Source organism: Curvibacter gracilis ATCC BAA-807 (genome assembly GCF_000518645.1).
In the GTDB taxonomy this organism is placed as follows: domain Bacteria; phylum Pseudomonadota; class Gammaproteobacteria; order Burkholderiales; family Burkholderiaceae_C; genus Curvibacter; species Curvibacter gracilis.
In genome coordinates this window covers 123,147-138,081 of sequence record NZ_JADZ01000010.1, presented here as the reverse complement: position 1 = coordinate 138,081, position 14,935 = coordinate 123,147, and the positions used below count along the sequence as shown (strand labels likewise).

At 68.6% G+C, this 14,935-nt stretch carries 18 protein-coding genes; 6 read left to right on the top strand and 12 right to left on the bottom strand.

Annotated features, from left to right (window positions below; all coding sequences use genetic code 11):
• Positions 1-109: 109 nt before the first annotated feature.
• The 12 genes from L880_RS0107375 to L880_RS0107320 all read right to left on the bottom strand — a co-directional run bounded on the left by L880_RS0107375 (position 110) and on the right by L880_RS0107320 (position 8,955).
• Positions 110-535, bottom strand: a complete 426-nt coding sequence (locus L880_RS0107375; protein ID WP_027475128.1) for a c-type cytochrome — start codon at positions 533-535, stop codon at positions 110-112.
• Positions 532-1,005, bottom strand: a complete 474-nt coding sequence (locus L880_RS0107370; protein WP_084461107.1) for a group I truncated hemoglobin — start codon at positions 1,003-1,005, stop codon at positions 532-534. The genes L880_RS0107375 and L880_RS0107370 overlap by 4 nt, the downstream gene beginning before the upstream one ends.
• Before the next feature lie 38 nt (positions 1,006-1,043).
• Entirely contained in the window at positions 1,044-1,985 is a 942-nt protein-coding gene (locus tag L880_RS0107365; RefSeq protein ID WP_027475126.1) for a DUF3034 family protein, read from the bottom strand.
• A gap of 125 nt (positions 1,986-2,110) precedes the next feature.
• Positions 2,111-2,893 (bottom strand): anti-sigma factor, encoded by a 783-nt coding sequence (locus L880_RS0107360; protein ID WP_027475125.1) that lies wholly within the window; start codon positions 2,891-2,893, stop codon positions 2,111-2,113.
• Positions 2,894-2,927: 34 nt separating this feature from the next.
• Positions 2,928-3,509 (bottom strand): RNA polymerase sigma factor, encoded by a 582-nt coding sequence (locus L880_RS0107355; RefSeq protein WP_027475124.1) that lies wholly within the window; start codon positions 3,507-3,509, stop codon positions 2,928-2,930.
• A gap of 59 nt (positions 3,510-3,568) precedes the next feature.
• Positions 3,569-4,042, bottom strand: a complete 474-nt coding sequence (locus L880_RS31880; protein ID WP_084461106.1) for a c-type cytochrome — start codon at positions 4,040-4,042, stop codon at positions 3,569-3,571.
• A gap of 4 nt (positions 4,043-4,046) precedes the next feature.
• Positions 4,047-4,622 carry a ferritin-like domain-containing protein gene (locus tag L880_RS0107345; protein WP_019572825.1) on the bottom strand — a complete coding sequence of 192 codons (576 nt, stop codon included), beginning with the start codon at positions 4,620-4,622 and terminating at the stop codon, positions 4,047-4,049.
• A gap of 146 nt (positions 4,623-4,768) precedes the next feature.
• Positions 4,769-5,416 carry a cupredoxin domain-containing protein gene (locus L880_RS0107340; protein WP_084461104.1) on the bottom strand — a complete coding sequence of 216 codons (648 nt, stop codon included), beginning with the start codon at positions 5,414-5,416 and terminating at the stop codon, positions 4,769-4,771.
• A gap of 129 nt (positions 5,417-5,545) precedes the next feature.
• Positions 5,546-6,415, bottom strand: coding sequence for an excinuclease Cho (cho, locus tag L880_RS0107335; RefSeq protein WP_027475121.1), 870 nt, complete (start codon positions 6,413-6,415; stop codon positions 5,546-5,548).
• Positions 6,416-6,444: 29 nt separating this feature from the next.
• Entirely contained in the window at positions 6,445-7,806 is a 1,362-nt protein-coding gene (locus tag L880_RS0107330) for a type II toxin-antitoxin system HipA family toxin (RefSeq protein ID WP_027475120.1), read from the bottom strand.
• A complete protein-coding gene (locus tag L880_RS0107325; protein WP_027475119.1) occupies positions 7,803-8,066 on the bottom strand; it encodes a helix-turn-helix domain-containing protein in 264 nt (87 codons plus the stop codon). Before L880_RS0107325 ends, L880_RS0107330 begins: the two co-directional genes overlap by 4 nt.
• A 91-nt stretch (positions 8,067-8,157) precedes the next feature.
• On the bottom strand, positions 8,158-8,955 hold the full coding sequence (locus tag L880_RS0107320; RefSeq protein WP_027475118.1) for an IclR family transcriptional regulator: 798 nt from the start codon (positions 8,953-8,955) through the stop codon (positions 8,158-8,160).
• Positions 8,956-9,081: 126 nt separating this feature from the next.
• Between L880_RS0107320 and L880_RS0107315 the strand changes: the two genes are divergently transcribed.
• The 6 genes from L880_RS0107315 to L880_RS0107290 all read left to right on the top strand — a co-directional run bounded on the left by L880_RS0107315 (position 9,082) and on the right by L880_RS0107290 (position 14,935).
• Positions 9,082-10,077: a tripartite tricarboxylate transporter substrate binding protein gene (locus tag L880_RS0107315; protein WP_051443134.1), complete on the top strand. Its 996-nt coding sequence runs from the start codon at positions 9,082-9,084 to the stop codon at positions 10,075-10,077.
• A gap of 46 nt (positions 10,078-10,123) precedes the next feature.
• On the top strand, positions 10,124-10,807 hold the full coding sequence (locus L880_RS0107310) for an RraA family protein (RefSeq protein ID WP_027475116.1): 684 nt from the start codon (positions 10,124-10,126) through the stop codon (positions 10,805-10,807).
• Positions 10,807-11,739, top strand: coding sequence for an NAD(P)-dependent oxidoreductase (locus L880_RS0107305; protein ID WP_027475115.1), 933 nt, complete (start codon positions 10,807-10,809; stop codon positions 11,737-11,739). Before L880_RS0107310 ends, L880_RS0107305 begins: the two co-directional genes overlap by 1 nt.
• A gap of 15 nt (positions 11,740-11,754) precedes the next feature.
• Positions 11,755-12,828, top strand: coding sequence for a cyclase family protein (locus L880_RS0107300; RefSeq protein WP_027475114.1), 1,074 nt, complete (start codon positions 11,755-11,757; stop codon positions 12,826-12,828).
• 82 nt (positions 12,829-12,910) lie between these two features.
• Positions 12,911-13,900 (top strand): Bug family tripartite tricarboxylate transporter substrate binding protein, encoded by a 990-nt coding sequence (locus L880_RS0107295; RefSeq protein ID WP_043328815.1) that lies wholly within the window; start codon positions 12,911-12,913, stop codon positions 13,898-13,900.
• A 33-nt stretch (positions 13,901-13,933) separates the two neighbouring features.
• Complete coding sequence (locus L880_RS0107290; protein WP_027475112.1) at positions 13,934-14,935, top strand: Bug family tripartite tricarboxylate transporter substrate binding protein; 1,002 nt, start codon at positions 13,934-13,936, stop codon at positions 14,933-14,935.

Genomic DNA, 14,935 nt, shown 5'->3' with positions numbered 1-14,935 from the left:
GCACCCTGTAAAAAAGCCCCCAGACCAGAAAGCCTGGGGGCCAACACGGGCCGGGCCCATCCTCGGAGAAACTGCCCGCCGCTCTGCGCCTGCCGGGCGGGGAGGCGATTCAGGGTGCGTGGGCGCCCGCGGTGCGGGCGCTCACCGCGTCCGAGCTCAGGTACTCGATGATCAGGCGCCGGTCTTCGGCCGACCTGACGCTGTAGTTCATGCGCTGCCCGGGGATCAAGGCCTCGGGGTTGCTGAGCCAGGCGTCCAGGGTCTTGGCCGACCACACCACGGCGCTGGATTGCAGCGCGGGCGAGTAGGCAAAGTCGGGCACCCGGCCGGCCTGCCGTCCGATCAGGTTGCGGTGCTGGGGCCCCACCCGGTTGGCGTCCACCGCATGGCAGCCGCCGCAACGGGATTCGTACAGCGTGCGCCCTTGGATCAGCTCATTGGCAGGTACCGGGCCGGCCTGGCCGGTAGCGCCCCAAGTCAGCAGCGCCAGGGCGGCGCAGCCAGGCCGCCTCAGCAGGTGCAGGATCGGGCTCATTTGGTGATGATGTCCCGGTGCATGGGGGCCAGACGGGCCAGCATCTGGTTCTGCGCCGAGAAGGGGATGGAGCGCGCGTCCATGGCCTTTTGCAGGTCTTCGACCAGCGCATTGAAGTTGCCCTTGCTCACGCCCATGTCGGCATGGGCGGCGGCCATGTCGGGCCCCTGGTACTGGCAGGGGCCGCCGGCCACCTGGCACAGCTGCTCGGTGAGCTGGTGCTTCAGGTGCTCGAGGTTGGTGTTCTTGAACTTGTCGGCAATGCGCGGGTCGGCCGCCAGCCGGTTGACGAAGTCGTCCATCAACTGGGTCAGGCCGGTCTTCTCACCGAAGGCCTTGTACAGGGCGGCCGGGTCGCTGGCCGCCATGGCGGGCGCCGCGGTCTGGGCCATAGCGGGCGTCACAAACGCCATGGACAAGGTGGTGGACAGGGCGGCTGCCGCCAGGGCGATGCTTTTTTTCATGGTCATACTCACAGGGATTGGGTTGGCCGGGGTGGCACAAGACGTCAGAACGCGATTTGGGTGGACAGGAACAGGCCGCTTTGGCGGCGGTTGCCGGTCACACCCGGCACCACCTGGCCCAGATCGACATAGGCCGCCGTGACCGAGACGTTCTTGCTCGGGGCCCAGGCCACGAACAGGTCTTTCCAGTTGTCCTGGTGCAGGGCGTTGCCCAGGCCCGCAGCACGGCCCAGGGCTTCGAGGTTGTTGGGCATGAAGCGGTACTCGGCCCCCACCACCACGTTCTTGCTCAGCAGGTAGGCCACCGAGAACTCGGGTTGCAGGCTGCGGCTGTCACGACCGGGTGCGGCCGAGCCAAACCCCAGCAGGCCACCCTGGTTGGCGTTGGTGTAGCGCAGCGTGGCATTGAGCAAGATGCCCTGGGCCAGCAGCAGCTTGGTGGCCGAGGCATACAGGTCGGTGCCCGTGGTCTTGGCATGCAGGAAATCGAGCACCGGGCGGATGGTGCCGGCATCGGTGCTCTTGTATTCCAGGCCCACCGCAATCTGGGGCATCAGCGTGTCGCTGTCGAGCACGGCGTCGCCCGCCACCCGGACCTTGGCGCCCAGCACCGTCATCTTGATGTGCTGGCCATTGGCCACGCTGAAGCCCAGGCCATTGAGGGCCACGGCCGGGCCGGCATTGAAATCCTGCTCGCCCACCGAGAGCTCGAAGCGCTCGCGAAAGCCGAAGGCCGCACCGTAGCTGGTCAGGCCGTAGTCCTTGGTCTTCAGGCGGCTGATGCTGGCGCTGGCGCCCACCTCATCGGCTGCGGCATTGCTGCCGATCACGGCCCAGGGCGTGATGCCCCCGCCCGCCGGCCCTTCCACCGTCGACACCCCGCCGGTCAGCAGCAGCTTGCCGGTATCGGCCCATGCATGCCCTGCACCCAGAGCGCCAGCGGCGAGCAGGGTCAGGGAACAGATCAATCCATGTTGCTTTTTCATCGATGCGAACTCCATCCAGGTTGAACACGGCGCATGTCCCATGCGCCCTTGCCCACCTAGTACGGGCCGCTTCAGCAACTGGATTCAATTTCAGATGCAAAAAGCAGAAAAAAACGGGCCTCCGATCACAGCGTCCGGTGCACCACGGGTCCCTTGAAGAGGATCGGCCCCTGCGGGCCACCGGCCTCAGGCACACCGCCCTCCACCTCCAGGCTGAGGGCCAGCAACGCCGCCCCCTGGACCTGCGACGCGGCAGCACTCAGCACCTTGCCTGCGTCGCCCGCGCCCAGCACGCCCAGCGAGCGTGGCGCCCCTTGGGCCGGCACGGCCCACAGTTGCAGCGAGCGCCCGGCCGGCACCGGCTGGCCCAGCAGGTCTTGCAGCTGAACTTGCTGGCGCGCGCCGCTCCAGGAGGCAAGCCAAGCCGGTCGGTTGTCGGCATCCAAAAGCAGGGCCAGGGTTTCGGAGGCGGTGCCCGCCGGGGCACGGGCCTGGGTGGAGGCGTCGGGGGCCGCTTGCCAGGGCTGCCACCAGGCCAGCAAGGCCAGCGACAACGCCGCTGCGCTGAAGCCTTGCCAGACAAACAACTGGCGCCACCAAGGCTGCGAAGGCGCCTGGTTTTGCGGCGCTGCCGAGGCCTTGCTGCGGGCGGCCGCCAGGCGCAGCGCTTCGCGCTCCAGGTGCAGAGCGATCTCGATGCGCTTCCAGACCACCTCGGGGGGCGTGGCCGGGGCCTGCAGTTCGGTGAGCCCGGCCAGGCGCTCCTGCCAGTCACGGATGGCCTGGCGCACCGGGGCCTGGCGCCGGGCCAGGGCCTCGAAACGGCGCCGGGCGGCGCCCTGCATGGTGCCCAGGCCATAGTCGGCGGCCAGGCGCTGCAGCAGGATCTTGTTCTGCACGATGTTCATGGCTGGCCTCTTTCAATCCTCGGTGGGGTGGGCATCAATGGAGGGCCCCCATGCACAGCCGCAGCTGCTCCAGCCCGCGGCGGATCCAGCTCTTGATGGTGCCCAGGGGCAGCTTGAGCTGCTCGGCCAGATCACCGTGGCTGAACTCGCGCAGGTAGGCCAGGCTCAAGACCTCGCGCTGCGGGCCCTTGAGCTGCGCCAGGCAGCGGTGCAAGGCCTGCGCCTGCTGACTGGCGTCGGCACACTGGGCCGGGTCGGGTGAATCGCCCTCCAGGGTGTCTTCGGTCAGCTCGTCCAGTGAATCGGTCAGTTGCACACGTTCGCCCGTGCGCCGGCGCAGCAGGTCCAGCGCGCGGCTGCGCACGATCAGGCCCATCCAGGCCAGGGGTGGGCTGAGGCTGGCGCGGTAGTCGGCCGCCGAGCGCCAGATGCTGAGGTAGCTCTCCTGCAGCACGTCCTCGGCCAGTTCACCGGCCCGCACGATGCGCAGGGCCAGGCCATAGAACCGGCCCGAGGTCAGGTCATAGAGCTGCTTGAGCGCCAGCTCATCGCCCTGGGCCACACGGCTGAGCAGGTCGATGAGCAGGGCTTGGGTGTTGTCGTCTGGGATCGTCATGTTCTGGTGGGCCGGCAGCGCCTGGACCGGCGCCAGCGCAGAGTGCAGGCCACTGCATCTTATCGAAGGGTGGCCAGGTAGGCGATCAGGTCTTGCCGGGCCTGGGGGTCGGCCACTTGTTCATCCATGGCCTGCCCCGGGATCAGGGCTTCGGGGTTGCGCAGCCAGGCATCCAGCGACTGGCGCGTCCACACCAGGCGGCTGGCGCGCAAGGCGGGCGAATAATCAAAGCCAGGCACCGTGCCGGCACGCCGGCCCAGCACACCCCGGTGCAGGGGGCCGGCGTCATTGGTGTCCACGGCGTGGCAAGCGGCACAGCGCTCTTGGTACAGAGCCTGGCCACGCGACGCAGAACCCGCCAGCAGGCCACCGGGCGCGCTGGCCTCGGCCGCTTGAGCCCTCGCCAGACCAGCCGGCCCCTCGGCGCGGGCCGTGAGCAGCCCCAGGGCCAGGCCTGCACACACCACCAGCCCCACCAGCCCCAGCGCGCGACGCACACCAGGGCCGGGCAAGATCGAGGTCTTCAGCCGCATGCCCTCAGGCGCCGAAGCTCAGCGCCTGCGTCGGCAGTGCCTTGCCCAGGGCCGAGATCAGCACGGTGTAGTGCATGGTCTCGTCAGCCGCCAGGCGCGCCGCCACCTTGGCCAGATCGCGGTTGCCCAGCGAGGGCAGCACACCCAGGTAGGCATTGGTGGCGCCCAACTCCAGGCGGGCGGCGAGCTCGAGCACATCGGCCTGGGTCTTCAGGGTGTTGGCCTTGAGGGCCATGGCGTAGTCCTCCAGCTTCTTCTCGGCCACCGGGCTGCCACCCAATTTCTGGATGGTGGCGGCCAGGGCATCGCGGTGGGCCTTGTGGTGACTCTGGAACTGCACGGCCACGTCGAGCACGGGCTTTTGCAGCAGGCCGCTGCCGGCACCCAGTTGGTAGGCGTTGATGGCTTCGTGCTCCAGGCCCAGGGCCACGTTGAGGATCTGCACGTCCTTGGAGGTGTCGCCCATGGCGCCTTGGGCCAGGGCTTCGCGGCCGCCCAGCATGGCCACGGCCACAGCGGACAAGGTGGCGCCCGTGCCCAGGAATTGACGGCGCGCAGTGGTTTGACGGATGAGGTTCATGGTGGTGTCCAGATGAAAAGAGTTGGCTGAGGCAACAGACATCGTTGACCTCTGCAGCCAGTACGGAGGGGCGCTCCCGAGTGGATGCATGACCCGGACCTGCGCTCGGGTATTGCACAGGCTCCGCAGACCAGGCACCCGCGCCTTCAACGCCGCTTGGCCACCACGCTCAGCTGCCGCGTCAACTGCAGGGGCTGGGCACCGAGCACGACGGGCGACGGCGCGATCTCCGCCACCTCATCGGCCTGCCAGAGCTTCACCACGGCCGGCCCGGCGGGCAGCTCATCGAGCACGGCCACGCCATCGACCCCGGTCACCGCTACCCAGGGGCTGTCGGCCACCACCACATAGCCACGCATGGAGGAGTGCAGAAAACAGCCCAGCAAGGTCACACCGGGTTTGTCGAACACCACCTCGCTGCTGGACAGGGGCTTGCTGTCCACCCAGCCGGCCAGGCGGAACTGAAAGCCCACCGCATCCAGCATCTGGGCCAAGCCCCCCAAGGTACCGCGCACATGGTGGTCCCAACGGTCCTGGTTGGTGAACACCACCCGGGTGCCGGGCTGGACCACGGTGACACGGGGCACGAACTTCATCTTGCTCTGGTTGATCGTGACCTGGCCCGGCGCGGGTGCTCGGGGCATGGCGCCCGAGGCGACTTGCACCTCGACCACCGCATCGGGCACCGGCTGGCCATCGCGGTCGGTCACTTTGATTTGCAAGGAGGCGGCACAGGCCAGAGCGGGCAGCGCGGCCCCCACCAGGGCGGCCAGAGAAAAGCGGAGCGGTTTCATGGGGCAAGGCTTCAGGGGTTGGAGGCACTTGGATCCGGCTCGGCCGCAGGCCGAGACAGGGCGTGTCAGCCCCCTGTACGCAGCGGGATGCCATCTGGATGCAGCCCGACGCAAAAAAACTGAAAAATTTCAAAACCCTGGCGACAGCGGCACGATCTCGGCCCCGCCCTGCATCAGCGGCCGCACCAGGATCTGGTAGCCGTCCGCATCAAAGCCCGCCGCCTGCCGGGTGAAGCGGGCCGCCTCGGTCGGTGTGGCGGCGCTGCCCAGGTAGCACCAGTTGTTCACCACATGCACCTGGCTGAAATCGCCCGTGCGCTCGACCAGGCCCACTGCGCCCGGGTAAGGCCAGCAGACCACCTGCACCTGGCGCAGGGCGCCCAGCAGGCGCTCGTCGTGGGCCGCGGGGGTTTCATCGCCCCGGCACATGCCAGCGCACTGCCTGAGCGCGGCCCTGAAGCAGGCCCGGCCCGGGGGCAGCTTCTCCAGCCCCAGGTGGGCGTAGCAAAGCCGGTGCTCGTCGGCCACCTGGCGCAGGCGCTCGATGGCGGCGTGGCGGCTGGCAAACAGCCCGTACAGATCAGGCGCCTGGGCAAAGTCCACGTCTTTTGAATACACCAGTTGCAGCTGGCCACCCTGCCGCTGCCAGGCGCACAGCTGTCGGTTGCGCCGCAGCTTCTGGTTGAGCAAGGGGTGCAGGGTCTTGATCATCTGCGCCTCCAGCAACTGGGCCCCGATGTCGCCGGCCGTGCAGATGTGGCTGATGCGCCGGGTCTGGCGCAGCAGGCGGTCTTCGTCGGGGTTGCGCAGGTGCGAGAGCACGCGCTGGCGCAGGTTGACGCTTTTGCCGATGTACAGCGGCATGGCCGGGTCATCGCCATGGAACACATACACCCCGGGTGCCGCGGGCAGGTCGCCCAGCGCCGCCTTCAGGTGGGCGGGGTAGACGAACTCGGCCGTGGGGGCAAAGTCGGCGCGGCGGCGGCGGGGGAGGTGCATGGGTATGCCGTATTGTCAGGGGGCCGGGCCTAACGCTTGCGTCGCGGTGCCGCCAACAGCTCGGATCGGCCGATCGTCACACGGGCCGGCTCTGCTGGCGCAGGGGCGGAGAAGCCGGCCTCAGCGATGGCTGCATCCAGCCCCCGCCAGGCCACGCTCGCCTTCGGGTCACGCAGTGATGCCATGCCCTCATTCCAGGCGTGCACCATCTGCTTGGCCACGGGGCGCCATCGTGCTTCGTTCAATGAAGCCTCGATCACTTCTTTGCCAACCTCTACGGCCGACTCGCACAGGCGCTCCACCATGGCGGCGTACTGCCTGGGGGATATGCCTAGGCGGGCCGTGAAAAAGCGCTGCAAAGCCTTGCCTGCAGCCCAGGTCTGACGACCATCGATGGACAGTCCTGGCGGGTTGTTCGCGTAGCGCGGATAGGCCTGCGTGGTCACGGTGTCATAGACCGGGGTGAAGCCCACATCACCGAGCCGGGTGTAGTACAGCGCGATATTTTTGGCATGGCAATCGGCGTTGCGCACCACGTAGTTGCTCAGCACATGCCAGCCGAACTGCTCAAGTTGTGCACGCACCTGGGCCGGAGGCAGGTAAGCCCTGGTGGCGTTGAGCACTTTCTCAAGGGTGGTGGCGTATTTTTCGTGCGGAGGCAGGCCGAGCAATCCGCAGGCATCCTCCAGACCATGCGTGGGCGTGCCATGTTCGTCCACGTCAAAGCGCTCGACCACCAGAACCCGGCCATCGTCAGACATGCGGGTGTGCGCCACCGGCACCACGTTCAAACGCTGCAGCACGCGCATGCTGTAGTGCTCGTTGAAGCCCAAATAGGGCATGGCGTCGTCCGAGCCCTTGATGATGTGACGGCTGGTCCGCAAGGTGGGCTTGCCCAAGGGGCCCAAGCCCTCGGCGGAGGGCTCGTCAATCGTCTCTTCCGGCGCCATGAATTTGGGCACCATGCCCGAGATCGACGCCCGGGCATAGCGCCGCACCAACGATGCAAAGTACTCAGGGGTGTTGTCCGCCTTCAACAGGCTGTCGATCTGCAGCGGTGCCAAGGCGAGACCGGGCGCTGCGCCTTCGGGCGTGACCGTGACCCGGCCGACGCCCATGCCCCCGACCACGGCCAGCAGCGACAGGTCGGTGCCGTCGAGCCAGGGCCCAAATTCCTCGCGGATGATGTTCAGCAGGTAACCCTCTGGCAGGTTCTGGCGGAAAAAGGGATGCAGGTCGCGTGGCCAGCGCCAGGGAGCTTCCCGAACCGGCATGGTCAAGCTCACGAAATCGGCCACATCGGTGCCAGGGTGGTAATGCAGCAAGTACTCGTCGCGCTCTCGGTACAACTGGGCCACGGTTCTGCCGCTGACCTGTACATCCAGCCTCATGGCGAATCACCTTGGCGCTGCTCAAGCAGGATGTCCTCGACGGTGCGCTGGTGCCCGGGCCTGACCAGTCTCATGTCGTAGCCCGCAGCCTCCAGCAGACGCAGCAACGCCGAGACGCTCATATCGCCCTTGGAGAGGTTCTCCATCCGTGCCACGGTGGTGCGCGACACACCGGCCCGACGGGCCAGTTCATCCTGGCTCAACCGCGCTTCACGGCGGGCACTTTTGAGCATTTCGGCAACATCAGAGAGGGTGGTCAATGTAGCCCCCAGGCATCAAAAATAGGCAATCATTGAGAAAATGTAGCCCAAGTGATGCAGTTTCTCAATTTTTCAAACTGAAGACCATCGCTCAGCCCGGAAACCACGCGCTCGATTTGACCGGCCCCGCAGCCGGCCCCGGTCGGCGGCTGCCGGCCAGCGCGTAGGAGAGCTGGTTGGCGGCCTGGATGATGGTCTGGGCCAGTTCCAGCAGGCGGGCCTCGCTGAGGCGCGAGGTGGGCCCCGAGATGCACACCGAGCCCAGCAGCTTCCAGTGCATGCCGAACACCGGGGCCGACACGCTGGACACCTCGGGCTCGCGCTCGCCCAGCGAGAGGTGGTAGCCGCGCTGACGGATGGATTCATAGGGTTCACCGGCTTCACCCGAGAAGGCCAGGATGACACGCCCCGGCGCGCCCAGGTCCAGCGGCAGGCCCAGGCCCACGCGCACGTGATGGCGGATGGTGCGCGGCCCGTCCACCCGGGCCAGGCAGGTGCGCAGGTTGCCCTCGCGCACATAGAACGAGGCGCTTTCGCCGGTCTGCACCGTCAGCTCGCGCAGCACCGGCTCGACCAGATCGTGCACATCAAAGGTGGCCTGGTAGCAGGCCCCCAGCCAACCTGCCGCCCGCCCCAGCCGCCAGGCACCGTCTTCGCGCTGCACCAGGTAGTGCTCGGCCGCCAGCGTGCGCGCCAGGCGCAAGGCCGTGGTCTTGTGCATGCCGGTGCGGCGGCTCAGCTCGGCCAGGCTGAGGTAGGCCTCATCCATGCCGAAGGCCTCCAGCAGGCGCAGGGCGCGGGTGACGGCCACCACGCCGCCAGCGGCCGCGGTGGCGGCTTCGGCAAGGCTGGCATCGGTTTCTGCAGGCGGTGTTTTTGGGTTTCGCATATCGGCACATAGACCACTGTGTGAAACGGCATTGTACTGATTGAAACGCTCTCCTACAGTCCGGTCCCAACAAGGGGCGCTGCATTTGGCAGCCCAACCCCGGTGGACCGCACACAAGGAGACAACATGACACTGATCCCCCATGGGCTGCGCCAAGTCGCGCGCCTGAGCCTGCTGCCCGTTCTCGCCCTGGGCCTGCTGGCAGGCCCGGCACTGGCCGACACCTACCCCGGCAAACCGATCCGCCTGGTGGTGCCCTTCCCGGCCGGGGGCGGCACCGACATCATTGCCCGCGCCATCGGCCAGCAGCTGACCGAAAGCCGGCAATGGACCGTGGTGGTGGACAACAAGCCGGGGGCTGGCGGCAACCTGGGTGTGGACGCGGTGGCCAAGGCCCCGGCCGACGGCTACACCGTGGTGCTGGGCCAGACCAGCAACCTGGCCATCAACCCCGCGCTGTACCCCAAGCTGCCTTACGACCCGGTGAAAGACCTGAAGCCCGTGGTGCTGGCCGCCACCGCACCGCTGGTCATCGTGGTGCCCAACAGCTCCAAGTACAAGACCCTGGCCGATGTGCTAGCTGCCGCCAAGCAAACCCCCGGCGCCCTGGTGTTCGGCACCCCGGGCAATGGCACGGTGGCCCACCTGGCCATGGAGCAACTGCAGAAGGCCGCCCACATCCGGCTGCAGCACGTGCCTTACAAGGGCTCGGCCCAGGCGCTGACCGATCTGATGGGCGGGCAGATGGATCTGTATGTGTCGTCCATCCCCACGGCCATCAGCCACCTCAAAGGCGGCCGCATGAAAGCGCTGGCCGTGACCTCGGACAAGCGCTCGTCGCAACTGCCCCAGGTGCCCACGGTGGCCGAGTCGGGCGTGAAGGGCTTCGAGGCCAACACCTGGTTCGGCTTCATGGCCCCCGCAGCCACCCCGGCAGCGGTGCTGACGACCTTGAACACCGCCATCAACCAGGCCTTGCAGTCGCCCACCGTGCGCAGCCGCCTCATGGGCGAAGGCGGCGAGGTGCTGGGCGGCAGCCAGGCCGAGTTTGCCGCCCTGCTCAAGACCGATCTGCAGCGCTGGGGCCGCATCGTGCACGAGGCCGATGCCCGCATCGACTGACGCCCTCTCTGACCGACATCCACCCATTCACCTTCAAGGAACCGCCATGAGCACACCCGACATCATCAAAGACTTCCCCCGCGTCAGCCCCGAAGACGTGGCCCAGGCCAGCCAATACCAGCCGGCGATCTTCTCCGACATCGCGGGCCGCCGCGGCGCCCTGCATGGCCGCATCCAGGCCCTGCGCCCGCGCATGAAAGTGGCCGGCCCGGCCTTCACGGTGGAAGTGCGCCCCGGCGACAACCTGATGATCCACGCCGCCCTGTCGCTGGCCAAGCCCGGTGATGTGCTGGTGGTGGACGGCAAGGGCGACCAGACCTCGGCCCTGATGGGCACCATCATGATGACCGCCGCGCGCCAGTTGGGCCTGGCCGGCGTGATCCTCGATGGCGCCGTGCGCGACAGCCTGGAAATCGACGAGATGGACTACCCGGTGTTCTCGGTGGGCACCAACCCCAATGGCCCGACCAAGAACAATGGCGGCCGCATCGGCCACCCCATCTCCTGCGGCGGCGTGACGGTGCGCCCGGGCGATCTGGTGATCGGCGACGCCGACGGCGTGGTGGTGGTGGAGCGCGAGCAACTGCCCGCCCTGCTGCCCCTGGCCGCCCACAAGGTGCAGGCCGAGGCCAAGCGCATCGCCGCCATCAAGACCGGCGACACGGCGGCCAAGTGGCTGACCGCCTCGCTGGTGACGGCCGGCGTGCTCAAGGAAGGCGAGGTGCTGTGATGAGCCGCCCCGTCATCCTCATCACCGCGGCCGACCTGGCCCCGGCGGCCCTGGCCCTGCTGACGGACTTCGACATCGTCTACGCGGGCAAGACCCCGCAGCCGGCCGACATCGAGGCGCTGGCCCGCCAGCACAACCCGGTGGGCATCATCGTGCGCTACAGCGGCGTGAACGCCGCCACCATGGACGCGGCCCCGGCCTTGAAGGTGATCTCCAAACACGGCAGCGGCACCGACACCATCGACAAGGCCGCCGCCGCCGAGCGCGGCATTGCCGTGACCGCGGCCGTGGGCGCCAACGCCGCGGCCGTGGCCGAACAGGCCCTGGCCTTGATGCTGGCCGGTGCCAAGTCGATCGTGGCGCTGAACCAGCGCATGCACGCCGGCCACTGGGACAAGGCCACCCACAAGAGCCTGGAGCTGGGCGGCCGCACGGTAGGCCTGGTGGGCCTGGGCGCCATCGGCCGCCGCTTTGCCCGCATGTGCGACGCCATGGACATGCGCGTGATCGGCTTCGACCCCTTCGCCCGCGATCTGCCTGACTACATCACCCCGGTCGACCTGGACACCCTGTGGGCCCAGGCCGATGTGATCTCGCTGCACTGCCCGCTGACGCCCGAGAACCGCCACCTGCTCAACGCCGACACCCTGGCGCGCTGCAAGCGCGGCGTGATCGTGGTGAACACCGCGCGTGGCGGCCTGATCGATGAAGCCGCCCTGCTGGCCGCCGTGCAGTCGGGCCAGGTGGCCTCGGCCGGGCTGGACAGCTTTGCCGTGGAGCCCATGACGGCGCCGCACCCCTTCCACGGCCAGCCGGGCTTCACGCTGAGCCCGCACATCGGCGGCGTGACCAGCGACGCCTATGTGAACATGGGTGTGGCCGCTGCCCGCAACACACTGGCCGTGCTGCAGGCCAGCACCCAGGCTGCCTGAGCCCGGAGGCCCGCCATGAACCCAAGCCCCCGACGATGGAAAAAGGCCCCGCCCGGAAGCAGCTGGGGCGAATTCGGCCCCGATGACCAGCGTGGCCGCATGAACCTGGTGGACGCCCGCAAGGTGCTGCAGGGGGTGGCCGAGGTGCAGGTGGGCCGCACCTTCTGCCTGTCGCTGCCGCTGGACGTGCCCGGCGGCCAGAGCATGAACCCGCGGCGCATGCCGCCGCGCCGCTACAGCGTGCTGCGCGACGGCAAAAGCCAGGGGCAGCAGGGCTTTTGCTGGTCGTACCAAGCCGAAGACCCCGATCTGAGCGACGTGGTGAACGACGACGTGCTGCTGATGAGCCTGCAGTACAGCACCCAGTGGGACAGCCTGGCCCACGTGGGCAGCCGCTTCGACGCCGATGGCGACGGGGTGGCCGAGGCCGTGTTCTACAACGGCTTTCGCGCCGGCACCGACATCCGCCCCGGCACCGAAGACCCGCAGGCCGTGGCCGACTGGGCACGCTACCCGGCCCCCGAGGCCGCCGCCCTGGGCATCGAACGCCTGGCCGAACACGGCGCGCAGGGCCGGGGCGTGCTGATCGACCTGGCCCACCACCTGGGCCGAGAGCGGCAGGCCGTGGGCTACGACCGCCTGATGCGCCTGCTGGAGGCCGACCGCATCGAGATCGACCCCGGCGACATGGTGTGCCTGCACACCGGCTTTGCCGACACCCTGCTGGCCATGAACCGCCAGCCCGACCTGGCCCGGCTGCACGCCACGGGCAGCGGACTGGACGGCCACGACAGCCGGCTGCTGAACTGGATCACCGACAGCCGCCTGGCCTGCCTGCTGGCCGACAACCCCGCCGTGGAGCTGGTGGTGCCCAAGCTGATGAGCCCCAGCCCGCTGCGCCAGCCCCGGCTGCCCCTGCACGAGCACTGCCTGTTCAAGCACGGCATCCACCTGGGTGAGCTGTGGTATTTCACCGAACTCGCCACCTGGCTGCGCCAGCAAGGGCGCCACCACTTCCTGCTGACCGCGCCACCCCTGCGCCTGCCGGGGGCCGTGGGCTCGCCGGCCACCCCGATCGCGACGGTGTAACGCGCCTGGGCACCGCCACGCAGCCACGGTGTAAACCCCCAGCCACCGTGGCCCTGATTTTCAAAACAATGAGACAAACAACATGCCACCCCTCCTGCACCGCCGCGCCCTGCTGGGCGCCGGCCTGGCCAGCCTGATCCCGGCCACCGTTGCCCACGCGGCCCCGGCCCCCGGCAGCGACTGGCCCAGCCGCCCGATCCGCCTGATCGTGCCCTACCCGGCCGGTGGCGCCGCCGACCAGACCGCGCGCGGCCTGGCCACGGTGCTGGGCGAGCGCCTCAGGACGCCCATCATCATCGACAACCGGCCCGGCGCCGGGGGCTCCATCGGTGCCGCCGCCGTGGCCCAGGCCCCCGCCGACGGCTACACACTGCTGCTCGATGCCACCGGCTTCACGGTCAACCCGAGTCTGATGAGCCTGCCTTTCGACCCCGTGAAAGACCTGGCCCCCCTCTCGCTGCTGATGCAGGTGCCCATGCTGCTGGTGGTGCCAGCCCAGGCGCCCTGGCGCAGCCTGCCCGAACTGGTGCAGGCCGCCCGCGCCCGGCCGGGCAGCCTGTCGTTTGCCTCGGCCGGCAACGGCAGCGCCCAGCACCTGGCGGGCGAGTTGTTCAAGCAGCGCCAGCAGTTGTTCATCACCCACATCCCCTACCGGGGTGGGGCGCCTGCGCTGAACGACCTGATGGCCGGCCAGGTGGACCTGATGTTCTCGGCCATGCCGGCCAGCGGGCCGCTGGTCAAGGGTGGCAAGCTGCGCGCCCTGGCCGTGACCGCCAGCGCCCGCGTGCCCAGCCTGCCGGCCCTGCCGACCGTGGCCGAATCCGGCAGCCCCGGCTTTGTGGCCCAGGAATGGAACGGCCTGTGGGCCCCCGCCAAGACCCCGCCCGAGCTGCTGGCCCGGCTGGAGACCGAGGTGCGCGCCGCCATGGCCAGCCCCGAACTGCAGCAGCGCCTGGCCGCCCAGGGCGCCCAGGCCGTGGGCAGCAGCCGCGCCGACTTCAGCCGCTTTCTGCAGGCCGAATCCCGTCAATGGGCCCAGGTGATCCGCGCGGCGGGCATCACCCTCAACTGAGCCCCTTCCAAGGCATTTCAAAAGAGACACACCATGCAACACACCTCTGTACCGACCTCGACCCTGGCCCGCCGCAGCGCGCTGGCCCTGGCCGCCGCCCTGCTGGCGGCCACCAGCTGCAACGCCTGGGCGCAAACGCCCTGGCCAGCCAAGCCCGTGAAGATTGTCGTGCCCTATGGCCCCGGCGGCGCGGTGGACGTGGTCACCCGCAAAGTGGCCCAGAAGCTGACCGAGCAGACCGGCCAGAGCTTCTACATCGAGAACAAGGCTGGCGGCACCGGCACCATCGGCGCCACCCAGGTGGCCAAGGCCGAGGCCGACGGCTACACCCTGATGGCCAACGACACCACCTTCTCGCTGCTGCCCCACATCTTCAAGAAGCTGCCCTTCGATCCGGCGCAGGATCTGCAGCCGGTGAGCGCCTTTGTGTTTGCCCCCATGGCCCTGGCGGTGAACGCCAGCTCGCGCTTCGCCAGCCTGCAGGATTTGCTGGCCGCGGCGCGCAAAGAGCCCAACCAGGTCACCTACGGCACCGGCGGCCCCGGCACCACGCCGCACTTTGCCAGCGAGGCGCTGGGCATTGCCGCCGGCGTGAACTTCATGCACGTGCCCTTCAAGGGGGCGGGTGAGGCCACCCAGGCCGTGCTGTCGAACACGGTGGACTTCCAGATCGCCTCGCCGGCCGGGGTGATGGGCAACGTCAAGGGCGGCAAGATGCGGGTGCTGGCCGTGAGCGGCGACAAGCGCCTGAGCGCCCTGCCCGACGCCCCCACCTTTGCCGAGGCCGGCGTGCGCTGGAGCGGCGTGGTCAACTGGACCGGCCTGTGGGCCCCCAAGGGCACGCCGGCCCCGGTGCTGCAGAAGCTGCAGGCCGAAATCGCCAAGGCCATGGCCAGCGCCGACCTGCAGGCCTTTGCCGCCAACATGGGCGCCGAGCCGCGCCAGATCGGTGGCGCCGACATGGCCAAGATGCTGAAAGACAGCACCGAATCGTGGGGCAAGGTGGTGGCCAACACCGCTTTTGAAAAGCAATGA